The sequence below is a fragment of the Streptomyces sp. NPDC092045 genome, assembly GCF_044756005.1.
In the GTDB taxonomy this organism is placed as follows: Bacteria; Actinomycetota; Actinomycetes; order Streptomycetales; family Streptomycetaceae; genus Streptomyces.
The window spans coordinates 387557-409873 of the sequence record NZ_JBIVSC010000001.1; the positions used below are offsets into that span (position 1 = coordinate 387557).

Below are 22317 nucleotides of genomic sequence, written 5' to 3' on the forward strand. Positions count from 1 at the left end.
CGCGAGGTCGTCAGGAGAGCTTGCCGCCGTAGTCCGGCAGTTTGAAGGTGCGCTCGGCGTGGCCGCCGACCAGGTCGGTGGTGTTGTTCCCGATGTTCGCGATGATCGTGTAGCCCTTGGCCTCGATCTCCGCGCGCTTCTCGGTCTTGTACGCGCTGACCTCGGCGAACAGGTCGGGCAGCGAGCGCACGTACAGGCCGTCGACCGGGTAGCCGGCCTTCTTCAGGTTCCAGTCGGTGAGCGAGTGGATGATCCCGGGGCGGGCGGTGACGAAGAAGACGGCCACCCCGCGCGCGTGGGCGTCCCGGACGAGGTCGCGGACGTCGGCGATGGCCGGGGTGGGCAGCTCCCAGAACGGGTGGAAGTCCGTCTCCAGGGAGCTGTTGTCGATGTCGAGGACCAGGGCCTGCTTCTCGCGCCCGGCGTCCTCGGCGCGCTCCTCGACGTACGGGCGCGCCTCGGCGACGACGGCCGCCACGTCGCGGCGCCAGGTGGCGTAGTCGACGCCGGCGATCGCGGCGGTCGACACCAGGTGGTCGTTCGGGTCGGAGGCGGAGGCGGAGGCGGAGGCGGAGGTGGAGGTGGAGGCGGAGGCGGCGGACGCGGTGGGCGCGGGTCCGACGACGAGGAACGCGGAGAGGGCGAGGGCGGCGGCGGATCCGGCGGCGGCGCGCCCGCGGAGGGGGGTGGAGGGCATGGGGGCTCCCGAGAGGTCGACCAATGCGGACTGATCGGTGGGTGCTGCTCAGTGCTTGTCATGCTCGCGCCCCATACTGACGGGTAGGCGACGGGAGGGCTACCGGTCGGTAGCGACTTTCTGACCCGGCGGCGTCCGGGTGCGCGGACGCCTCGGGTCCACGGCGTCCGAGTGCGCGGACGCCCCGGACCCCACGGCGTCCGGGTGCGCGGATGTCCCGGGCCCACGGCGTCCGGGCGTGCGGGCGCCCCCGGCCTTCGCGCCTCCCCGCTTCCTCGCCTCCACGGCCTTCCCGCCTCCATGGCCCCCCCGGGCACGCCGACGCCCCCGGTCCAGGGGGACCGGGGGCGTCGGCGGGGTGACGCGGGATCAGGCCAGACCGGGGCCCCGCACCGGGATGTGCGTGAACGTCGGCTCCGGGGCCGGGTTCTGGAAGAAGTCGTTGCCCTTGTCGTCCACCACGATGAACGCCGGGAAGTCCTCGACCTCGATCTTCCAGACCGCCTCCATGCCGAGCTCCTCGTACTCGACGACCTCGACCTTCTTGATGCAGTCCTGGGCCAGCCGCGCCGCCGGGCCGCCGATCGAGCCGAGGTAGAAGCCGCCGTGGGCGCCACACGCGTCCGTGACCTGCTTCGAGCGGTTGCCCTTGGCCAGCATGACCTTCGAGCCGCCCGCCGCCTGGAACTGCTCGACGTACGAGTCCATGCGTCCGGCCGTCGTCGGGCCGAAGGAACCGGACGCGTAGCCCTCGGGGGTCTTCGCCGGGCCCGCGTAGTACACCGGGTGGTCCTTCAGGTACTGCGGCATCTCCTCGCCGGCGTCCAGGCGCTCCTTGATCTTGGCGTGCGCGATGTCGCGCGCCACGACCAGCGGGCCGGTGAGCGAGAGGCGCGTCTTGACCGGGTACCTGGTCAGCTCGGCGAGGATCTCGTCCATCGGCTGGTTGAGGTCGATCCGCACCACGTCGGAGGCCTCGTCGAGGTGCTCGTCGGTGGTCTCCGGCAGGAAGCGCGCCGGGTCCGTCTCCAGCTGCTCCAGGAAGACGCCCTCGGCGGTGATCTTCGCGACGGCCTGGCGGTCGGCCGAGCAGGAGACGGCGATGGCGACGGGCAGCGAGGCGCCGTGGCGGGGGAGGCGGACGACGCGCACGTCGTGGCAGAAGTACTTGCCGCCGAACTGCGCGCCGATGCCGATCCTCTGCGTCAGCTCGAAGACCTTCTCCTCCAGCTCCTTGTCGCGGAAGCCGTGGCCGGTCTCGGCCGAGCCCTCGGTGGGCAGCTCGTCCAGGTAGTGCGCGGAGGCGTACTTCGCGGTCTTCAGGGCGAACTCGGCGCTGGTGCCGCCGACGACGATCGCCAGGTGGTACGGCGGGCAGGCGGCCGTGCCGAGCGAGCGGATCTTCTCCTCCAGGAACCTCATCATGGAGGCCTCGTTGAGGACCGCCTTGGTCTCCTGGTAGAGGAAGGACTTGTTGGCCGAGCCGCCGCCCTTGGCCATGAAGAGGAACTTGTACGCGCCGCCGTCGGTCGCGTACAGCTCGATCTGCGCGGGCAGGTTCGAGCCGGTGTTCTTCTCCTCCCACATGGTGACCGGGGCCATCTGCGAGTACCGCAGGTTGAGCTTGGTGTACGCGTCGTAGACGCCCTTGGACAGGGCCTCCTCGTCACGGCCGGAGGTCAGCACGTTCTGGCCGCGCTTGCCCATGACGATCGCCGTGCCGGTGTCCTGGCACATCGGGAGGACGCCGGCGGCGGCGATGTTCGCGTTCTTGAGGAGGTCGAGCGCGACGAACTTGTCGTTCGGGGACGCCTCCGGGTCGTCGATGATCCGGCGCAGCTGCGCCAGGTGGGCCGGGCGCAGGAAGTGCTGGATGTCGTGGATCGCCTCGGCGGCCAGCCGCCGCAGCGCCTCGGGCTCGACCTTGAGGAACGTACGCCCGTCGGCCTCGAAGGTCGAGACGCCTTCGGCGGTCACCAGGCGGTAGGGCGTGGTGTCCTCTCCCAGGGGGAGCAGATCGGAGTACGAAAACTCTGGCATGACGGCGGTCATTCCTCACTCGGCGGGCGACGGCGCCGCCTCCGTTGGCAACGCGCCCTCCAGCGTAGAACGCCCCCGTTCCGCCGATCCTGTGAGGTAGGGCTCACTTGGCGCGGGCCGACCGGATCCGGCCCCGTCCACAGGTCTCGGCCCCGCCCCCTGGTCGCGATCTATCGCGTTTCGCTAGGCTGGCTCCGTGGACCTCGAAAAGCAGCCCGAACCCGAGAAGCAGCCGCAGCCGCAGCGCTCGGCCGCCCCCGCCGAGACCGCCCCCGCGAAGCCCGCCTTCGCCGATCCGCAGGGCGCGCTGCGGGCCTCGGACGCGGACCGCGACCGGATCGCCGACATCCTCCGGGACGCCCTGGCCGAGGGGCGGCTCGACGCCGAGGAGCACTCGGACCGGATCGACGCGGTCTACCGGGCCAAGACGGTCGGGGAGCTGGAGCCGATCGTCCGCGACCTGCCGGCCGCCCGGACCTCCCGGCCGGAGCCCGAGCCGGCGTACTCCTACGGCCCCGACGACCAGGAGGGGACCCCGGACAACCTGGTGGCGATCTTCTCCAGCACCACCCGCAAGGGCCGTTGGCGGGTGAGCCGCCGGACCAGCGCCTTCGCGCTCTTCGGCAACATCGAGATCGACCTGACCGAGGCGATCTTCGCCCAGCGCCTGACCACGATCAACGCCACCTCCATCTTCGGCAACGTCGAGGTGCGGGTCCCGGAGAACATCAGCCTGCGCGGCAACGGCAGCGGGATCTTCGGCAACTTCGAGGTCGTGACCCTGGAGGGCGTCGACCCGCAGGCCCCGGTCGTCGTCATCAACGGCTACTCGGTCTTCGGGAACGTCGAGGCGAGGCCCAAGCGCGGCAAGTGGATCACGGACCTCCAGGGCAGGATGCGCAAGCACCTCGGCCACTGACGACGGGCCGGCGAGCGGGTGACCGCCCCGGCGGGCGACCGGAATTCGCCGTCGGGCATCCGCAGTGCGGAACGGCGCGGCACCCAGTGCATAGGCGCGCGCACAGCGGGTAAGGCTCGTGGCATCGCCTCTCGCTCGCGAAGCCGTCGTCAGTCGTCAGGAGTAGACCGTGCTGCAACTGCCGCATCAGCCCCTCCAGGCCGTCGCCGTTCCCCCCGCCCGCACCCCGGCTCGCGAGGACGAGGGGGGCCCGTGGCACGCGGAGGCGGTGTGCCGCCGTGACGAGGCAGGACTCTTCTTCGCTCCCTCCAAGGAGCCGACGGCCGCGCGCCTCGCCCGCGAGGAGGCCGCCAAGCGGGTCTGCGCGCGGTGTCCGGTGATGGTCGAGTGCCGCGAGCACGCGCTGCTCCAGCCCGAGCCGTACGGGGTGTGGGGCGGGCTCACGGCGGCGGAGCGCCGCGTCGTCCTCGCCCGGCGCCGGCGGCGCGAGGTGGAGCTGAGGAAGGCGGCCGCGACGGAGCCGATCGCCCAGGCGGGCTGACGCGGGAGCGGAGCCCGGACGCCGGGACCCGCGACGGACGCGAAGACCCCCGCCGGTCCGTACGCAGAGGGGCGCCCCCACCGCACATGGGGGCGCCCCTCTCCGTGTCGTCTCCCCGCGCCGTCCGGCGGGCGGGACCTACTTGGCCCGGTCGAAGTCGATCTTGCTGTACGCGCGCAGCTTCGACAGCCGGTGCGTGGAGTCGATCTGGCGGATCGTGCCGGACTTCGAGCGCATGACGAGGGACTGCGTGGTCGCCGTCTCGGCGCGGTACCGCACCCCGCGCAGCAGCTCGCCGTCCGTGATGCCGGTCGCGACGAAGAAGACGTTGTCGCCGCTGACCAGGTCGTCCGTGGAGAGCACCCGGTCCAGGTCGTGGCCCGCGTCGAGCGCCTTCTGCCGCTCGGCGTCGTCCTTCGGCCACAGCTTGCCCTGGATCACACCGCCGAGGCACTTGATGGCGCAGGCGGAGATGATGCCCTCGGGGGTGCCGCCGATGCCCATGAGCATGTCGACGCCGGTGCCCTCGCGGACGGCCATGATCGAACCGGCGACGTCGCCGTCCGAGATGAACTTGATCCGGGCCCCGGTCTCGCGGATCTCCTTGACGATGCCCTCGTGGCGGGGGCGGTCCAGGATGACGACCGTGATGTCCTCGGGCGAGGAGTTCTTCGCCTTGGCGACCCGGCGGATGTTGACCGAGACGGGGGCGTTGATGTCGACGAAGTCGGCGGCCTCCGGGCCGGTGACCAGCTTGTCCATGTAGAAGACCGCGGACGGGTCGAACATGGTGCCGCGGTCGGCGGCGGCCAGGACGGCGATCGCGTTCGGCATGCCCTTGGCGTTGAGCGTGGTGCCGTCGATCGGGTCGACCGCGATGTCGACCTCGGCGCCGGTGCCGTCGCCGACCCGCTCGCCGTTGAAGAGCATCGGCGCCTCGTCCTTCTCGCCCTCGCCGATGACGACGACGCCGTCCATCGAGACGGTGGAGATCAGGGTCCGCATGGCGTTGACCGCCGCGCCGTCCGCGCCGATCTTGTCGCCCCGGCCGACCCAGCGTCCGGCGGCCATGGCGGCGGCCTCGGTGACGCGCACCAGTTCGAGGGCGAGGTTGCGGTCGGGGGCCTCGGGAGAGACCTCCAGTTCGGGCGGGAGGGTGTGCTCGGTCATCGTTGCGCACCTTTCTGTACGGCGACGGCCGGAAATCTGTACGGCGACGGCCGGAGAATAAGAGGGTGCTGCGACTCTATCGTCAGGTCGACAAATTGAGCAGAGGGGCCCACGTATGAGCGCGGGACCGTGATGCGACCATGGGGGGCGTGGCAGGTATGCGAGGCAGGCAGACGGTACGCGGGATGTTCCAGTCCCTCGGTGTGATCATGGTCGCCGCGGGCGTGATGTATCTCTTCATCCCGCACGACGAGCACGCGGACCCGGTGAAGGCGAAGGACTACCGGGTCGAGCTCCTGACGGCCCGGCGGGCGGCGCCGTACCCGGTGCTGGCCCCCCAGGGCCTCGGCGACGGCTGGAAGGCGACGGTCGTCTCGTACAAGCGCGAGAACTCCGACGCCTGGCAGCTCGGCTTCCTCTCCCCGGACACCCAGTACGTGGCGATCCACCAGTCGACGGCGGAGCCGCGCGCGTTCGCGCCCAAGGTGAGCCGGGGGGCGAAGGACACCGGGAGGACCGAGACGGTGGCGGGCCAGGTCTGGCAGCGCTGGGAGGGCCCGAAGTACGACGCGCTCGTGCGGACGGAGGGCGGCGCGACGACGGTGGTGACCGGCACGGCCTCCTTCGAGCGGCTGACCGAGATGGCGGGCTCGCTGCGGGCGCAGAAGGCCTGACGGACGCGGTGGTACGGGGAGGGCCCCGCACTCGTGGAGTGCGGGGCCCTTTCCGTGCCCGCGGCCGGCCGTCGCGCGGCCGGTCACCTGCCTCAGACGGTGGTGACGACCTCGTCGAAGGAGAGGCGCGGGGAGCGCGGGAACCAGGCGTCCTCGCCCGGCCGGCCGATGTTGACGACCATCAGCGGGGTGTGGTCGGCGTCGAGGAACTCCTTCTGGACGCCGGCGAAGTCCAGGCCGGTCATCGGGCCGGCGGCCAGGCCGGCGGCGCGGACGCCGACGATGAAGTAAGCGGCCTGGAGGGCGGCGTTCAGCAGGGCGGACTGCTCGCGGACCGGGCGCTCGGCGAAGAACATGTCCTTGGCCTGCGGGAAGTGCGGGAGCAGCGCCGGGAGGTCGTCGTGGAACTCGTTGTCGGCGGAGAGGATCGCGACGAGCGGGGCGGCGGCGGTCTTGGGCCGGTTGCCCTCGGCCATGTGCCGCACCAGGCGCTCGCGGGCCTCGGGGGAGCGGACCAGGGTGATGCGCAGCGGGGTCTGGTTGAAGGCGGTGGGGCCGTACTTCACCAGGTCGTATATCGCCCGGACCTGCTCGTCGGTCACCGGCTCGTCGGTGAACGTGTTGGCGGTGCGGGCCTCGCGGAAGAGGAGGTCCTGGGCGGCGGGGTCAAGGGCGAGGGACATGCGGCGTACCTTCCGGACTGCACAAACTGCACAAGGTGGGGGTCGCTCGTACAAAGTCCGAGCGATGCCCTCGACAGTACGCCCGTAATTGGTGAAAGTTCAACTATCTGATCCGGATAGTGATCCGGTTCACTCATGAGTCTACGCCGGGCCGGGAACGCCCCGGAGCCTCACTCCCCGTCGCCCCCGCCCTCCCCTTCCGCGTCCGCCGCCAGCGCGGCGTCCAGGCGGGCCCGGGCGCCTTCGAGACGGAGCCGGCAGACCTTCGCCAGCTCCTCGCCGCGCTCCCAGAGCGCGAGGGAGTCCTCCAGGGTGGTCCCGCCCGCTTCGAGCCGCCGGACGACCTCGATCAGCTCGTCCCGCGCCTGTTCGTACCCGAGGGCGGTGCCGTCCGTGTCCGTCTCCGTGCCCGTACCCGCTGCCATGTCGGTCCTTCCGTCGGTGTGGTGATCTGTCGTGGGGTCGTGGGGTGATGAGTCCACGAGGTGATGGGGCCGTGGGGTCCTCGGGCCGATCAGCCGGAGTCGGCCGCGCGCCGCACCGCGAACTCGCCCTCCGCGACCCGGGCCCGCAGCTCCTCGTCGCCGGCGACCTCGCCGGGGGAGCGGACCACCGTGCCGTCCGCCCGCTGGAGCACCGCGTACCCCCGTTCGAGGGTCGCGGCGGGCGACAGCGCGCGGACCCGCGCCCGCGTGTGCGAGAGCTCCGAGTCGGCCCGGTCGAGGAGGTGGCCGAGGACCCGCCGGCTCCGGGCGAGCAGCGCGGACACCTCGTCCTCGCGCACCTCGACCATCCGCAGCGGCTGCTCCATGACGGGCCGCGCGAGCGCGTGCGCCAGGCCGCGCTCCTCCCGGTCCAGGAGCCCCTGCACGGTCCGCAGCGCCCGGTCCCGGAGGCCGCGCACCCGGTCGAGCTCCTCGCCGACGTCCGGGACGACCTTCTTGGCCGCGTCCGTCGGCGTCGAGGCGCGCAGGTCGGCCACCAGGTCGAGCAGGGGCGAGTCCGGCTCGTGCCCGATCGCGGAGACCACCGGCGTGCGGCAGTCGGCCACGGCCCGGACGAGCTGCTCGTCCGAGAACGGCAGCAGGTCCTCGACGCTGCCGCCGCCCCGGGCCACGACGATCACGTCCACGTCCTCGTCCGCGTCGAGCTCCCGGACCGCCTGGACGACCTGCGGGACGGCCTTCACGCCCTGCACCGCGACGTTGCGCACCTCGAAGGCGACGGCGGGCCAGCGGCGGCGCGCGTTCTCCAGGACGTCCCGCTCCGCCGCCGACGCGCGGCCGCAGACGAGGCCGATGCGGCGCGGCAGGAACGGCAGCGGCTTCTTCCGGTCGGGCGCGAACAGCCCCTCGGCGGCCAGGGTCCGCTTCAGCTGTTCGAGCCGGGCGAGCAGCTCCCCGATCCCGACCGGCTTGATCTCGGCGGCCCGCAGCGAGAGCTGCCCGCGCGGCGCGTACCACTCGGGCTTGGCGTGCACGACGACCCTGGCCCCCTCCGACACGACGTCCGCGACCGCGTCGAAGACCTGCCGGTAGCAGGTGACGCCGACGGAGACGTCGTACGAGGGGTCCCGCAGCGTCAGGAAGACGACCCCGGCGCCGGGGCGCCGCGACAGCTGCGTGATCTGCCCCTCGACCCAGATCGCCCCGAGCCGGTCGATCCAGCCCCCGATCAGCCGGGAGACCTCACCGACGGGGAGCGGCGTTTCGGCGGACGTAGTCAGAGCCATGGACCGAGCGTAACGGCGCGGTAAGACAACGTCAGGGCGGTGACGTCGGGACGGTGGGGTCGGAGTGGTGGCGGTGGGACGGCGGGGTCGGGGTGTGGCGCCAGGACGGTGGGGTCGGGGCGGCGGCGGTGGGAGGGGGAGGTCGGGGTGGCGTGGGGGCGGTGCCGTCAGGGCGGCGTGGGGACGGTGACGTCAGGGCGGCGGCTTCGGGACGGCGGGGAGGACCCTCCGGCGTCGTCACCTCAGCGGCGCCCGCCGGGTCCCCTGGACCGCCAGCACCACCAGGCCGACGCCCAGCCAGACCACGCCCACCACCTGGGCCTCCGCCGAGGCCTCGACGATCACCGCGACCAGGATCGCGGCGCCGACCACCGGCGCCACCACGTGCTTCAGCAGGTGCGGCGGCCCCTCCGCCCCGCGTACGGCGAACCAGCCCACCACGCTCGCGTGCAGCAGGACGAAGGCCGTGAGCGCGCCGACGTCGACGACCGACACCAGGTGGTCCAGGCCGTCGTCCCGCCGCGCCGCCCACACCGCCGCGACCATCGTCACCGTGGCGGACACGAGCAGCGCCACGCGCGGCACGCCCCCGTCCGTACGGGCCAGCAGGTGCGGCAGCCGCCGGTCGCGGCCCATCGCGAAGAGCAGCCGCCCGCCGGCCGCCTGCCCCGCGAGCGCCGCGAAGGCCGCGCCGATCGCCTTGGAGGCGGCCACCAGGTCGTGCAGCCAGCCGCCGACCGAGGTGTCCACGGCGTCGTAGAAGGCGGAGCCCTGCTCGCCGGGGTCGGCGGCGAGCTCGGCCGAGGAGACGGGTTCGAGCAGCGCCACCAGCCAGGTCTGCGCCACGAAGAGCACGCCCGCGAGCGCCAGGCAGAACAGCAGCGCCCGCGCCACCTTCGCCGAACCGCCGGTGACCTCCTCCGCGAAGGAGGCGATCGCGTCGAAGCCCAGATAGGAGAGGACGGCGACCGAGACCGCGCCGAGCACCGCCGCGAGCGAGAACGACGCGTCGCCGGTCAGCGGCGACCACCAGTCGCGCCGCGCCCCGTCCCGTACGAGCACCACCGCGGCCGAGGCGACGAAGACGAGGAGGACCACGACCTCCATGGCGAGCACCGCGAAGCCGACGCGGGCCGCCGCCCGGACGCCCCACAGGTTGAGCAGGGTGGTGAGGACCACGGCGATTCCGGTCCACACCCACCGGTCGACCGCCGGGACGAGCGCCTCCATGGCGATGCCCGCGAAGAGGTAGGCGACGGCCGGGATCAGGAGGTAGTCGAGCATCGCCATCCACCCGGCGACGAAGCCCGGCCCCTCCCCGAGGCCCTTGCGCGCGTACGTGAAGACGGAGCCGGCCTGCGGGGCGACCCGCACCATCTGGGCGTAGCTGAACGCCGTGAACGCCATGGCGACCGTCGCCACCACGTACACCAGGGCGACCGCGCCGCCCGACTTGGCGTCGAGCGTCCCGAAGACGCCGACCGGCGCCATGGGCGCGATGAAGAGCAGTCCGTAGACGACCAGGTCGCGGAACCCTAGGTTCCGTCGGAGCCCCGTGTGGTCCGTACCGCCGCCGTTCCCGCCCGCCGCCACCTGCGATTCCTCGGCCATGAGGTCAGTTTCGGCCACGAGGGCGACCGAATCGCTGAGCGACGCGGCGGTGGTGGCGCGGGTCCGTCCGCGCGCCCGCCGACCCGGGCGCGACGCCCCCCGCCGGGACACGGCGACGCGGGCGCACGCGGAGGCGGCCTTACGATGGGACGCATGACTGCAACGCCCGCGCCGACGCCCGATTCCGCCTCCGCGACGAACCGCCCGAAGCGTGTCCTGCTCGCCGCTCCCCGCGGCTACTGCGCGGGCGTGGACCGTGCCGTGATCGCGGTGGAGAAGGCCCTGGAGCAGTACGGGGCCCCGATCTACGTCCGGCACGAGATCGTCCACAACAAGTACGTCGTCCAGACCCTGGAGCGGAAGGGCGCGATCTTCGTCGACCAGGCGACCGAGGTGCCGCCGGGCAACATCGTGATGTTCTCCGCGCACGGCGTCGCCCCGACCGTCCACGAGGAGGCCCGGCAGGGCCGGCTCGCGACCATCGACGCCACCTGCCCGCTGGTCACCAAGGTCCACAAGGAGGCCGTGCGCTTCGCCAAGGAGGACTTCGACATCCTCCTCATCGGCCACGAGGGCCACGAGGAGGTCATCGGCACCTCCGGCGAGGCCCCGGACCACATCCAGCTGGTCGACGGCCCCGAGGACGTCGCCAAGATCGAGGTCCGCGACCCCTCCCGGGTCGTCTGGCTCTCCCAGACCACGCTGTCGGTCGACGAGACGATGGAGACGGTCGACGCGCTGAAGGAGAAGTTCCCGCAGCTCATCTCCCCGCCGTCGGACGACATCTGCTACGCCACGCAGAACCGCCAGACCGCGATCAAGGAGCTGGCCGGCCAGGCCGACCTGGTGATCGTCGTCGGCTCGAAGAACTCCTCCAACTCGATCCGCATGGTCGAGGTCGCCAAGCAGGCCGGCGTGCCCGCCGCGTACCTCGTGGACTTCGCGAGCGAGATCGACGAGGCCTGGCTGGAGGGCGTGACCAGCGTCGGCCTCTCCTCCGGCGCCTCCGTCCCGGACGTCCTGGTGCAGGAGGTCCTGGAGTGGCTGGCCGAGCGGGGCTACGCGGACGTCGAGATCGTCAAGACGGCCGACGAGTCCCTGACCTTCTCGCTCCCCAAGGAGCTCCGGAACAAGGACCTGCGGGCCGTGGCCGAGAGGCTCGGAACGGCCGAGCGGTAGACCGCGGGCGGTACGCCGACCGGTGGGCCGGGCGGTTGAGCGGTACGCCGAGCAGCGGGCCCGGCGGTTGAGCGGTACGCCGACCGGCGACGGGGCGCCCCACCCCTGACGGTCCCTTACGGTGGGTCCATGAACGTCTTCGGAGTGGACATCGGCGGCTCGGGCATCAAGGGCGCTCCCGTGGACCTGGAGCGGGGCGCGCTCACCGAGGAGCGCCACAAGGTACTGACCCCGCAGCCCGCCACACCCGACGGTGTGGCGGGCTGCGTCGCGGAGGTCGTGGCGCACTTCGGCTGGACGGGACCGGTGGGGGTGACCTTCCCCGGCGTGGTGACGGGCTCCACGATCCGTACGGCCGCGAACGTCGACAAGGCCTGGATCGACGTCGACGCGGGCGCGCTCATCGGCGAACGCATCGGGGGCCTCCCCGTGACCGTCCTGAACGACGCGGACGCGGCCGGGATCGCGGAGATGACCTTCGGCGCGGGCCGGGGCCGCAAGGGCACGGTGATCATGCTGACCCTCGGCACGGGCATCGGCTCGGCCCTCTTCGTCGACGGCCGGCTCGTCCCCAACACGGAGCTGGGGCACCTGGAGCTCAAGGGGCACGACGCGGAGAAGCGGGCCTCGACGAAGGCCAAGGAGGACGAGGACCTCAGCTGGGAGCACTGGGCGACCAAGCGGGTGCAGAAGTACCTCGCGCACGTGGAGATGCTGTTCTCGCCGGAGCTCTTCATCATCGGCGGCGGCGTCAGCCGCAAGGCGGACAGGTTCCTGCCGCTGATCGAGGGGATCCGGGCGGAGATCGTCCCGGCGGAGCTCCAGAACAACGCGGGGATCGTGGGGGCGGCGATGGCGGCGGGCGGAAAGTAGGGAAGGGGAAGGGGCCGGGGCCCGGCGCCTCACCGGGCCTTGGCGGCCTTCGCCGTCTTCGCGGCCTTCGTGGCTTTCACAGCCTTCGCGGCCTTCGTGGCTTTCGCGACGGGGTCCGCGGCTCCGGCGGTTCCGACGGCCCCGACGGTTCCGACGACCCGGGAGGTGCCGGTGGCGGTCCGGGTCCGCTGCTGCCGCCGCCCCATGTCCCGCACCTTCCGGACGCTGGCGATGAGACCGGCGACCAGGGTGCCGCCGTACAGCCACCCGGCGTGCACGGCGAGGGCGGTCACGACGGCCATGGCCTGCCCGCCGAGGCCGCCGGTGCCGCCCGCGATGGGGAGGACGCCGACGGCGAAGGCGATCGGGACGGCGATGGGGGCGGTGACCAGGTCGGCGGTGCGGACCCAGAGCGCGGTCAGGGCGCTGACCGGCAGGAACAGCAGCCCGTAGGCGACGGGGGAGCCGTCGAGGAGCAGCAGGTCGAGGAAGCCGACCGCCAGCATGACGGCGGAGGCGAAGAGCCCGGTGCCGAGCCCGGTGAGGCGGGGCGCGGGCAGCCGCCGCAGGGCGAGGACGACGGGGGGCACGGTCCGGCCGCCGGCCGCGGGACCGCCGGGCCGCCGGCCGGGGGCGGGCCCCGGACCGCGGCCGGGGGAACGGCCGGGAGCGCCCGCCGCCGCGGCCCGCTCGACGCGGGCGCCGCCGGGTGTCCGCCCGGCTCTGCCGGTCACGCGGTACACGGCGGCGCCCTCCACGGGCGGGCCGGAGGGCGCGGCGGGAGGCGGGGCGGCGGCCGGCGAACCGGACGACTTCGGCCGTCGGCGCCCCTGGGGCTGACTTGTCCTGTGCTGCTCCACCCGACCAACGTAGGTCGGGAGGGGGCGGGAACCGGGTCCGGGACACGCCCTTTGGGTGACCTTGCCCCCGAGATCGACCGAAGGTCGGCGTCACTGGCCGGTTCGGCCCGCCCGTAAACTGGGGGATCGGCCCACCATCCACACTTCAGGAAGTCGCCACCGTGTCGCTCACGATCGGAATCGTCGGTCTGCCGAATGTCGGCAAGTCGACCCTGTTCAACGCCCTGACCAAGAACGACGTGCTGGCGGCCAACTACCCGTTCGCCACGATCGAGCCCAACGTCGGCGTCGTCGGCGTCCCCGACGCCCGCCTGACCAAGCTGGCCGAGATCTTCGGCTCGCAGCGCGTCCTCCCGGCGACGGTCGACTTCGTCGACATCGCGGGCATCGTGCGCGGCGCGAGCGAGGGCGAGGGCCTGGGCAACAAGTTCCTGGCGAACATCCGCGAGTCGGACGCGATCTGCCAGGTCATCCGCGCCTTCAAGGACGAGAACGTCGTGCACGTCGACGGCAAGGTCTCGCCGAAGGACGACATCGAGACGATCAACACGGAGCTGATCCTCGCGGACCTCCAGACGATCGAGAAGGTCCTGCCGCGCCTCCAGAAGGAGATGCGGATCAAGAAGGACACGGCACCCAAGGTCGCCGCCGTCGAGGCCGCCCAGGCGATCCTGGAGAAGGGCGACACCCTCTTCTCGCAGGGCATCGTCCAGGGCTCGGAGAAGGCGGAGCTCCTCCACGACCTGCACCTGCTGACCACGAAGCCGTTCCTCTACGTCTTCAACGTGGACGAGGACGAGCTGACGGACGACGCGTTCAAGGCGGAGCAGAGCGCGCTGGTCGCCCCGGCGGAGGCGATCTTCCTCAACGCCAAGCTGGAGCAGGACCTCGCGGAGCTGGACGAGGAGGACGCCATGGAGCTCCTCCAGTCCGTCGGCGCCGAGGAGCCCGGCCTCGCCACCCTCGCCCGCGTCGGCTTCGACACCCTCGGCCTCCAGACCTACCTGACGGCCGGCCCCAAGGAGTCCCGCGCCTGGACGATCAAGAAGGGCGCCACGGCCCCCGAGGCGGCCGGCGTCATCCACACGGACTTCCAGAAGGGCTTCATCAAGGCCGAGGTCATCTCCTTCACCGACCTCGTGGAAACGGGCTCGGTCGCCGAGGCCCGCGCGGCGGGCAAGGCGCGGATGGAGGGCAAGGAGTACGTGATGCAGGACGGGGACGTGGTGGAGTTCCGCTTCAACGTCTGAGCGGATGCCGCGCCGTCCCGTCGACGGCCTGCCGGACACGCGTGCCACCAGGGGTCCGACCTTTCGAGGTCGGGCCCCTGGTGGATTTCCGGGCAGGAGGAGCGCCCCGCGGCGGGGCGTCGGGCGGTCGGCGGGGCGGTTGTCAGGTGTCGTACTCGTCGTCCTCGGCCCACGCGCGGGATGCGGTGGGGCGGTGCGGGCCGGGTGAGGGGGTCCAGAAGTGCGGGGACGGCTCGTCGCTCCCGCTGTTCTCCCCTCCGGCCCGGTCCCGGTCGTTCGTGTCGCTCGCCGGTCGTCTCGGCGTGAACACGTCCGAGGCGGTGAACGGCGGGTCCTCGGGGGCCGGGGAGCGCGGCGGCCAGGGGGCCGTGGTGTCCTTCCCGTCCGAGGGGTCGGCCTCCGGGCCCTCGTCGGGTGCCGGGAGGAAGGCCCGTTCGATCTCCTCGGCGGCCTCGTCCAGCCCCTCCTCCCTCAGACTCCGCAGCACGCGGTGCACGGCCACCTCGTATCCGTCCATGTCCGGCTTCATGCCGGCCTTCTCCAGCAGCAGGCGCAGCCGGTCCGGGATCCCCACCTCCTCCTCGCGGTCGAACGCGTCCCAGGACGAGCCCCCCGCGGTCGCCCCGCTCCGGGCGTCCACGGGCGGGACGAGCAGATGGCGGAAGAGCTCGGGCACCTCCTCGTCGTTGGCCGCCGCCGAGATCCGGGCGAGCGGGCCGATCATGTGGACCGCCTTCTCGATCTCGTTCTCGTGGCGGGCGAGCCACCACACCACCGCGCTGCCCGCGCTCTTGAGCACGTCCTCGCCGAGGTAGCGCCGCTTGTTGCGTTCGTGTTGGCGCTCTTGCTCCCAGAGCTCCTCGTCCTTGCGCAGGTCGTTCAGCTTCCGGAGGCGCTCGCGGTCGGCGGGGGCGAGGGTCAGCGTCACGCCGTCCGCCAGGGCCTCCACCCGTCCGCTCCGGTCCGCGAGCGGGACGCCCAGTTCCCCGTCCAGGAGGTACTGCGCGAAGCTCGTCCGGCCGGGTTCCTCGTGGCGGACGACCTCACGGGCCCGGCTGACGACCGAGGACACGGCGAGGGCCGGGAAGGCGCTGTCGGACCGGTCGGCGTCGAGGACCGGCCTCCACCGCACGGTGGCGGAGAAGAGGAAGTCGTAGCCGTCCGTCGCGCTCGGCAGCATCGCGTCGAACACCTGTGTCTCCCGGTACGGCGGCTCCGCCGGAGCCGCGGGCGGCTCGGTCTCCTCGGGTTCGTACGGGACGGGCGGCGTGCGGCCACCGCCGAGGACCGCCATCACGAGCAGCAGGGAGCCGGAGGCCGTGACCATGCACATGAAGCCCCACAGCCACGCCGACCAGTGCAGGAGGTTTCCGAGCACGGCCGGCGCGAGGCCGCAGAGGGCGACGAACAGCAGGCTGGGGAAACGGTGTCTCATCGTGTCTCTTCCGTGGTCCGTGGTCCGGCGCCCGCACGCTCCGTACGGGCGTACTGCGCGTGGTCGATGTGCTGCCAGAAACGGGCGGCGACGGCCGCCCGGTCCGGATGGTGCGAGGACCGCGCCCAGCCGCAGGCGATGACGTAGAGGCGGTGGAGGGCGGCCGTGCGTCCGTGCGTCGCCCCGACCATCACCTCCGGCGCCATGAACTGGGCGGGGTCGCTCGCCGCGGCGCTCAGCCAGCCGCTCACCAGCGGGGTCCAGAGTTCCGTCGGGGGCCGGGAGAACACCGTGCTCCAGCCCTTGAACAGGGCCGGCCACGGCGGCGGCTGCGGCGCCCGGTCGCTTCCCAGCAGCTCCGTGAGCAACCGGAGGTGGCGCTCCGCCCCGCGTTGCTCACGGCTCGCGCGGTCCCGCAGGCGGCCGATCAGCGACGGGTAGAGCCGGTGGTCGCGGTCGGCGGCGAGTTCGAGAAGCGCCTCCCGGGCCTCGTGCGCCGCCTTCCCCTCCCGTACGGCGAGGTGGTGGAGCCGCACCATCGCCTGGTCCGGGTGCGTCGCGGCGAGACTCTGGCGGCAGACGGCGGTCAGGACGCGGACGAGACCGTCCGACAAGGGGCCGGGCCGCACGGCGCACTCGTACACCTGCTTGCGGAACGAGCCTCCGAACTCCTCGTGGGCGAGGCCGAGTTCGAGGGCGGCGACGGCTCGCGGCTCGCAGGTCGACCCGGTCGCGCGGTCCGCCCAGCGCACGGCGAGGCCGAAGAGGTGATCGGGCCGCCCGACGGCCAGGGACCGCTCGCCGAAGCGGAGGACGACGTTCGTCCGTTCGTCGTAGGTCAGGGAGCTCAGCTCGGTGACCTCGCCGATCCAGTCCCTCAGGTCGTCCCGCAACCCGGGAAAGTTCGCCCAGAAGTAGGTCCGTACGGCGTCGGCGTAGGCCAGCCGTTCGAAGCGGAGCCGTCCGTCGGGGGCCCGCTCGATCCTGAGCGCCTCCAGCAGCTCCCCGAAGTCGGTCCGTGCAAGCTCGGTCGTCGCCTCCTCCTCGTGGCCCACCGTCCTCATCAGGCGGTGCCACGCCTCGTAGACGGTGTCGGCGCGGATCTCCTCGAAGACCGCCGCCGCGAGAAGCAGGGCCCGCTCGGGCGCGGTGCGGACCGTGGACATCTGCCGCCGCACCTCACCGGCACGGTCGGTCACCGCGTGCACCGCCTGGTCGAGCCACCCGGCGAAGTCGGTGCCGAACCGGTGGCTGTCCCGGGCGGCCCTCACCAGCCCCGCGAGCCGGGCCAGTTCCCGCACGGGGGAGCGGTCGCACAGGCTCGGGAGGGCGTCGCCCCCCAGGTCCGCGGGACGGAAGGGCATCCGGTCCATGCGGAGGTACCGGACGACGACGGCGACGCCCCGGGGGCGCTCCAGCCGCACCCTGAGCGGTTCGAGGTCCGGCGCGTGGGCGTGTTCCATCGCGTGGGCGTGCTCCATGCCCGACGGCAGGACGACGACCATGCGGGCCCCCGCCTTCCGCACGTCCGACCGGTACGCGACCAAGCGGTGCAGAGCCTTGTCGTACGTCCCCGCGTCGGTGATCCCGGAGAGGTCGAGGAGGAAGCGGCCGCCCTCGCCGGGGGCCGGCGGTCTCTGGTCCTTCGTCGCGTCCTCGGCCGTGGCGGGAAGCTCCTCGAACCGGGTGCCCTCCTCCTCGTCGGCGTCCCCGTCCGCACCGAGCCCGTGCAGCAGCATGATCGCCGCGGCCCGGCGGCCGCAGCCGGGCGGCCCGTCCAGCAGCACCACCGACCCGGGCTCCTCCAGGCGGTCGGCGGCGACGCGGTAGCCCGGCGGCGGCACGAACCGGTCGGCCAGGCGCACCCGGTCCTCGCGGGCGATCCGGAAGTGGGCGACCCCTTTGCGGACCATCCAGTCCGGGCCGGCGCCGTAGATGACGTACTGGTCCCCTCCGCCGCTGTTCACCGGGCCGCGCGAACCGCTGACGGTGACGTGGTCCCGCTCGGTCATCGCCCGTCGTCCGAGCGCCGGCGCTCGCGCTCGAAGCGCTGGTGGACCGTGCCGCTGTTGTCGCCCGCCGTGAACTGGACCCCGGTGTTGTCGCCCTCGAAGTGGGGTGCGTTGTACTGGTGGCCTCGACCGGTGTTCACGGGCCCCTGCGGCTCGTTGACGAAGGTGCCCAGGTCTCCGTTGAGGTTTCCGATGCCACCGCGCACGCGCTGCTCGACGTCGCGCGTCCGCATCCTGGCGCGGTCGGCGTCCCGGGCCCGCTTCTCGCGGGGCTTCGCCTCCGCCCGCTCCCTGGCCGTACGGGCGTCGCGGTCCACCGCGCCCAGGTCGGGCAGCAGCCGGGCGAGGTCGTCGCCGAGCGTCGTCAGGTCCGACTCGGCGTTGCGGTGGTCGAACCGCCTGTACTGGCAGTCCGCCAGCTCCCGCAGGTCCTCCGGGAGGACGGCGCGGTCGATCCGCGTGGCCTTTCCGACGAGCACGGGCATCACCAGGTCCCCGCGGTCGAGCACGGTCCGGATCTCGCGACGGGTCCAGTCCTGCTCGGCTTCGAGGGCGGGGCGGCCGTCGGACCCCCGCACCTCCGCCCAGCGCGGTCCGATCACGGCGAGGAGGACCTGGCACTCCTCCACCGCCCTGATCAGTTCCGCCGGGAAGCGGCGTCCGGGCTCGATCGAGCTGCTGGCGAAGAAGATCCGCCGGTCCTCGAACCGCCGGGCGAGCTCCCGGGCGATCATGGTCGCTGCGGATTCCTCGTCGCCTGTGCGGTAGTTGACGAAGACCTCGGGCATGGGAATTCCCTTCGTGGGAGGAGAAACGGGAGGAGAAGGGCGGGTGAGGGGAGGAGAAGGGCGGGCGAACGGAGGCGGGCGCGGTGCCGCGGACCGCGGTCCGGCCCGCCCGGACCGCGGGGTCCCGACCGTGTGAGGGCATGGCGCGTCGATGGAGGACGCACGGCGTCCACGGGAGGACGTACGCGGAGGGAGGCGCGCTGTCCGGCGCGTCACCGGTCGCGGACGGTCCGGAGGACCGGGCGCGGTGCGACGCGTCGGGCGGGGAACGGGAGGGGGCCGTCCGGACCGTGGGGTCCGGAGGGTCGACCGGGGTCCGGCGGAGCCGGGCGGCTCGGGGGAGCCGGCGTCGGTCGTGGAGGCGGTCTCAGCCGTGCGCGGGAGCGAGCACCCGTGCCAGCGCCGGTTGCAGATCGTGTACGGCCCGGCTGCCGCGGAAGCGGGACAGTTCCCGCGTGAGGCGCCGGACGTCGCTGTTCACCGTCGCCGAGGGCACGGCCGGCATGACGCCCAGGAGCTCCCCGGCGATCGCGCACGCCCGCTCGACCTCTCCGGAGGCGGCGTGGGCCAAGGCCCTGCGGAAGCCGTACCGGGCACGGGTGCGCAGCGCGTGCGCGGGGAGGCGGCGGCACTCCCGGTCGAGGACCTCGGCGGCGGCCCCGGGACGGCCGAGGTCGTACAGGCACCAGCCGGTCGTCATCGCCGCCGGATCGCTCACGTGGGTGGTGCCGATCACGGGCTCCGCGCCGTTGTGGGCGTCGTCGTGGCCGAGGAGTTCGCGGGCCCTGTCGAGGCTGCGGAGGCAGGCGCGTTCGTCGCCGACGAGGGCGTGTCCCTGTGCTTCCCGCTGGGCCGCGAGCCCCCGGATGCGCGGGGGGAGACCGCTGCCCTGGGCCCGGCGGGCCAGGTAGACGGTGCCCGAGGCGTCCCCGCCGTAGAGCGTGACCAGGGCGCGCCGCACGAGAGCGTAGGAGCCGAGGTGCGGATCGCCTCCGGCGCGCGCCAGTTCGGCGGCCTCACCGGTCCAGCCGAGTGCCGCGTCGTTGTCGCCGGCTTCTTGGGCCATCCAGCCGGTGAACTCCGCGAACCGCGACGCGAGCAGCAGTGCGGGAGCCCGGGTGGCGGACGAAGCGCCGGCCGCCAGCCCGGCGACCGTGCGCGTCTGCGTCTCCAGCAGGGGCAGCAGGGCCTTCGGGGCGGTGGACTGGCCGAGTTTCCGCAGCTGCTCGAACTGCGCGCGGAAGGAGGGGAGGAGGGGATCGGTGGCGGGAGCCGACCGGCCGCCGAGTTTCAGGCCGAGGTCGACCAGCGTCCCCGTACCCGCCGCGAGGACCGCCCGGCGCCCGACGGCCCAGAGGCTCGGGGCGGCGGCTTCGCCGGCGTCCGGACCGGGCTCGGGAGGGGCGGCCAGGCGTTGCAGCTCGCCGTTCGCGCCGAGGAAGGCGTCGCACCGCCGGGCCAGTTGCGGGGAGGCGGAACGCTCCCCGCGCTCCACCTTGCTGAGGTGCCCCTTGTCGTAGTTGAGCGCTGCGGAGAACTCGGTCAGAGTCAGCCCCGCCTCCTGTCGTAAACGGCGAAGTTCAGGTCCGAAATCTGAAGTCGTGCTCATCGTCCGCCTCCCCCTTGATCAGTGACCGTGCGGGCCGTGCGCCCTCACGGGACCTCCGTCCGGCGTTCGCCGGCCGACGCGAAGGCCGACGGCGAACACCCGTTGTGACGGAGCCGACGCGCTTCGCATCCGAGAGGGAGTCTGGCATGAGGTCCGCCCCGGGAATCGGGGTTCGGCGGGGTTGCCCGTTGCCTCTTCCGACCCGGTTGTTCTCCGTTCTTTTCCTGGAGTGACCGGAGTCGGTCGGGAACGGGACAAAGTGATCGACAAGTCGGTCGGACTCGTCCGGACCGGTTCCCGGCTTCGGCGGGTCCGGTCCGGCCCCTCTCCACCGGTAGGCTCGGAGGACGGTGTCGGAGGGCAGGGAGACCTGGGTGACGGAGTCGTCCGTATCGCGGAGTTCGGCCAGGAAGTGCGAGCAGGCGTGGCTCCAGGGGGTCGCACAGCTGAGGCTGGGCGACCGGGCCGCCGCGGCCGAAGCCTTCCACGCGGCCGTCGCGCACAACCCGCTCGCGGCCGACGCCTGGCTGGGGCTCCACGCCGCCGGGCAGCTCCAGGCCCGGGCCGTCGAGGCCATGCACGGGCGGGCCCGGTCCTTCGGCGCCCTGCGCACGCAGCTCCAGACCCCGTTGTCCTCCCGGTTCCAGATCGGGGGCTACGTGACCTTCCGCCTGGAGACGCCCCGTGACCTGTGGCTCGCGCGGGCGACGGCGCTCCTGGACGACGGACTGCTCGAACAGGCCTGGAAGATGCTCTCCCACGCCGTGCTCGACTGCGACGAGACCCGCTTCGTCTGCGCGCGCTACGCCACCCTGAAGAAGGACTGGCCCCTTCTCCTGACCTTCGCCGAGGGAATCCGGGACCCCTTCCTGCGGGACGAGTCCCAGCTCTGCGTCGCGGCCGGGCTCATCGCCCAGAACGTCTCCCACGAGGCGCTCAACGTACTGGCGCCCCTCCCCCGAGCGCTCACCGACAACGCCGGCTTCCTGGGCGAGGTCGCCTATCTGCGCGGCCGGGCGCACGAGCAGCTCGGCCGGTCCGAGGAGGCCCTGAAGCAGTTCCAGACGGCGTTCCGTTACAGCCCCACCCTGGGCGACGTGGCCCTGCGGGCGAAGGCCACGCCCCCGCCCGAGCGCGTGTCCGCCCAGGCCGTGGGAGCCGCGGGGGAGGAGGACGAGGACTCCTCCCCCGACGCCTTGGGCGAGGAGGCGCGCGCGGCGTTGCTGGGCGAGGCGATGGCCGAGCTGGACGCGATGGTCGGCCTCGCCCCCGTGAAGCGGCAGGTGCGCAGCCTCTCCGCGCAGCTGAGGATGGCGGCGGTGCGCAGGAGCCAGGGCCTGACCGCCGCGCCGACCCCCCAGCACCTGGTGTTCGCCGGGCCGCCCGGCACCGGCAAGACCACGGTGGCCCGCGTCGTGGGCAAGGTCTTCGCCGGGCTCGGCCTGCTGGCCCGGGGCCACGTCGTCGAGGCCCAGCGCGTCGACCTCGTGGGACAGCACCTCGGAGAGACGGCGATCAAGACGTCCGGGGTCATCGACGAGGCGCTGGACGGCGTCCTCTTCATCGACGAGGCGTACGCGCTGTCCAACACCGGGTACTCGGGCGGTGACGCCTTCGGCAAGGAGGCGCTCCAGGTCCTCCTCAAGCGGGCGGAGGACGACAGGCACCGCCTGGTCGTGGTGCTGGCCGGCTACCCGAACGAGATCGCCGGGCTCCTGTCCAGCAACCCGGGCCTCGCCTCCCGGTTCCACACCCGGGTCGACTTCCCCGCCTACTCGGCCGACGAACTGGTGCTGATCGCGGAGTCGTTCCTGGCGTCCCAGGGAGACGTCCTGACCGAGGACGCGGCGGTCGCGCTGCGCGCGTCGTGCGACCTGGCCGTCAGCGACGGCATGATCGACCGGCTCGGCAACGGGCGCTTCGCCCGCGAACTCGCCCGGAAGGCCTCCGCCGCGCGGGACCTGCGCGTCTTCGACGTGCACGGCAGCTCCGGCGTCCCGTCCCAGGGCGAGATCACCACGCTGCACGTGGGCGACGTCATGGACGCCTACCAGGAGCTCACCGAGAGCGTTCCGCCCGCCCCGTGATCGCCGGCCCAACCGCCGCGCGCGCCACTGTGGGAAACACCACGTCCGGATTCGGCCGACGCGGGCGTTACGGGGGAACTCCGCGTCGCGGACGACCCTCTTCCCCCACGTATCCTCGACTGCCGGGGAAGACGGGGGTGCGTGATCGCGGAGGTGT

The 22317-nt window shown here is 72.8% G+C and carries 19 protein-coding genes; 7 read left to right on the plus strand and 12 right to left on the minus strand.

The window, feature by feature from the left end:
- Window positions 1-10: 10 nt before the first annotated feature.
- On the minus strand, window positions 11-697 hold the full coding sequence (locus tag ACIQKA_RS01845; protein ID WP_402539657.1) for an HAD family acid phosphatase: 687 nt from the start codon (window positions 695-697) through the stop codon (window positions 11-13).
- A 369-nt stretch (window positions 698-1066) separates the two neighbouring features.
- Entirely contained in the window at window positions 1067-2737 is a 1671-nt protein-coding gene (locus tag ACIQKA_RS01850; protein ID WP_383149974.1) for a fumarate hydratase, read from the minus strand.
- 196 nt (window positions 2738-2933) lie between these two features.
- Between ACIQKA_RS01850 and ACIQKA_RS01855 the strand changes: the two genes are divergently transcribed.
- Both ACIQKA_RS01855 and ACIQKA_RS01860 read left to right on the plus strand, forming a co-directional pair.
- The gene (locus ACIQKA_RS01855) at window positions 2934-3656 is read left to right on the plus strand and encodes a DUF1707 domain-containing protein (RefSeq protein ID WP_386363312.1); all 723 of its coding nucleotides are present in this window, start codon (window positions 2934-2936) and stop codon (window positions 3654-3656) included.
- A 169-nt stretch (window positions 3657-3825) separates the two neighbouring features.
- A complete protein-coding gene (locus ACIQKA_RS01860) occupies window positions 3826-4197 on the plus strand; it encodes a WhiB family transcriptional regulator (RefSeq protein ID WP_383432372.1) in 372 nt (123 codons plus the stop codon).
- A 138-nt stretch (window positions 4198-4335) separates the two neighbouring features.
- On the opposite strand, the gene glpX is transcribed toward ACIQKA_RS01860, so the two are convergent.
- A complete protein-coding gene (gene glpX / locus ACIQKA_RS01865) occupies window positions 4336-5367 on the minus strand; it encodes a class II fructose-bisphosphatase (protein ID WP_121832572.1) in 1032 nt (343 codons plus the stop codon).
- Window positions 5368-5507: 140 nt separating this feature from the next.
- On the opposite strand from glpX, the gene ACIQKA_RS01870 reads away from it, so the two are divergent.
- Window positions 5508-6041, plus strand: a complete 534-nt coding sequence (locus ACIQKA_RS01870; protein ID WP_390107568.1) for a DUF4245 domain-containing protein — start codon at window positions 5508-5510, stop codon at window positions 6039-6041.
- 92 nt (window positions 6042-6133) lie between these two features.
- Here ACIQKA_RS01870 and ACIQKA_RS01875 read toward each other — a convergent pair whose 3' ends face one another.
- The 4 genes from ACIQKA_RS01875 to ACIQKA_RS01890 all read right to left on the minus strand — a co-directional run bounded on the left by ACIQKA_RS01875 (window position 6134) and on the right by ACIQKA_RS01890 (window position 10067).
- Window positions 6134-6724 (minus strand): malonic semialdehyde reductase, encoded by a 591-nt coding sequence (locus tag ACIQKA_RS01875; RefSeq protein ID WP_383149982.1) that lies wholly within the window; start codon window positions 6722-6724, stop codon window positions 6134-6136.
- 170 nt (window positions 6725-6894) lie between these two features.
- The gene (locus tag ACIQKA_RS01880; protein ID WP_383149984.1) at window positions 6895-7149 is read right to left on the minus strand and encodes an exodeoxyribonuclease VII small subunit; all 255 of its coding nucleotides are present in this window, start codon (window positions 7147-7149) and stop codon (window positions 6895-6897) included.
- Between the two features lie 89 nt (window positions 7150-7238).
- Window positions 7239-8456 (minus strand): exodeoxyribonuclease VII large subunit, encoded by a 1218-nt coding sequence (xseA, locus tag ACIQKA_RS01885; protein WP_383149985.1) that lies wholly within the window; start codon window positions 8454-8456, stop codon window positions 7239-7241.
- A 237-nt stretch (window positions 8457-8693) separates the two neighbouring features.
- Window positions 8694-10067: an APC family permease gene (locus ACIQKA_RS01890; protein WP_402539658.1), complete on the minus strand. Its 1374-nt coding sequence runs from the start codon at window positions 10065-10067 to the stop codon at window positions 8694-8696.
- Window positions 10068-10211: 144 nt separating this feature from the next.
- Here ACIQKA_RS01890 and ACIQKA_RS01895 point away from each other — a divergent pair, with 144 nt between their 5' ends.
- Entirely contained in the window at window positions 10212-11246 is a 1035-nt protein-coding gene (locus tag ACIQKA_RS01895; protein WP_383149988.1) for a 4-hydroxy-3-methylbut-2-enyl diphosphate reductase, read from the plus strand.
- Window positions 11247-11375: 129 nt separating this feature from the next.
- Window positions 11376-12119, plus strand: coding sequence for a polyphosphate--glucose phosphotransferase (ppgK, locus tag ACIQKA_RS01900; RefSeq protein WP_383149989.1), 744 nt, complete (start codon window positions 11376-11378; stop codon window positions 12117-12119).
- A gap of 29 nt (window positions 12120-12148) precedes the next feature.
- Here the strand turns inward: ppgK and ACIQKA_RS01905 are convergent, their stop codons facing one another.
- Window positions 12149-12709 carry a DUF6542 domain-containing protein gene (locus ACIQKA_RS01905; protein WP_383150055.1) on the minus strand — a complete coding sequence of 187 codons (561 nt, stop codon included), beginning with the start codon at window positions 12707-12709 and terminating at the stop codon, window positions 12149-12151.
- Between the two features lie 431 nt (window positions 12710-13140).
- On the opposite strand from ACIQKA_RS01905, the gene ychF reads away from it, so the two are divergent.
- Window positions 13141-14229, plus strand: a complete 1089-nt coding sequence (gene ychF, locus ACIQKA_RS01910) for a redox-regulated ATPase YchF (RefSeq protein WP_383149991.1) — start codon at window positions 13141-13143, stop codon at window positions 14227-14229.
- 142 nt (window positions 14230-14371) lie between these two features.
- On the opposite strand, the gene ACIQKA_RS01915 is transcribed toward ychF, so the two are convergent.
- From ACIQKA_RS01915 to ACIQKA_RS01930, 4 genes are all read right to left on the minus strand, one after another.
- Window positions 14372-15664, minus strand: coding sequence for a hypothetical protein (locus ACIQKA_RS01915; protein ID WP_402539659.1), 1293 nt, complete (start codon window positions 15662-15664; stop codon window positions 14372-14374).
- A complete protein-coding gene (locus ACIQKA_RS01920; RefSeq protein WP_402539661.1) occupies window positions 15661-17676 on the minus strand; it encodes a hypothetical protein in 2016 nt (671 codons plus the stop codon). Before ACIQKA_RS01920 ends, ACIQKA_RS01915 begins: the two co-directional genes overlap by 4 nt.
- A complete protein-coding gene (locus ACIQKA_RS01925) occupies window positions 17673-18464 on the minus strand; it encodes a toll/interleukin-1 receptor domain-containing protein (protein ID WP_383435913.1) in 792 nt (263 codons plus the stop codon). The genes ACIQKA_RS01920 and ACIQKA_RS01925 overlap by 4 nt, the downstream gene beginning before the upstream one ends.
- A gap of 367 nt (window positions 18465-18831) precedes the next feature.
- A complete protein-coding gene (locus ACIQKA_RS01930; RefSeq protein WP_391093314.1) occupies window positions 18832-20073 on the minus strand; it encodes a helix-turn-helix domain-containing protein in 1242 nt (413 codons plus the stop codon).
- Window positions 20074-20447: 374 nt separating this feature from the next.
- On the opposite strand from ACIQKA_RS01930, the gene ACIQKA_RS01935 reads away from it, so the two are divergent.
- Window positions 20448-22160, plus strand: coding sequence for an AAA family ATPase (locus ACIQKA_RS01935; RefSeq protein WP_402539662.1), 1713 nt, complete (start codon window positions 20448-20450; stop codon window positions 22158-22160).
- Window positions 22161-22317 lie beyond the last annotated feature (157 nt).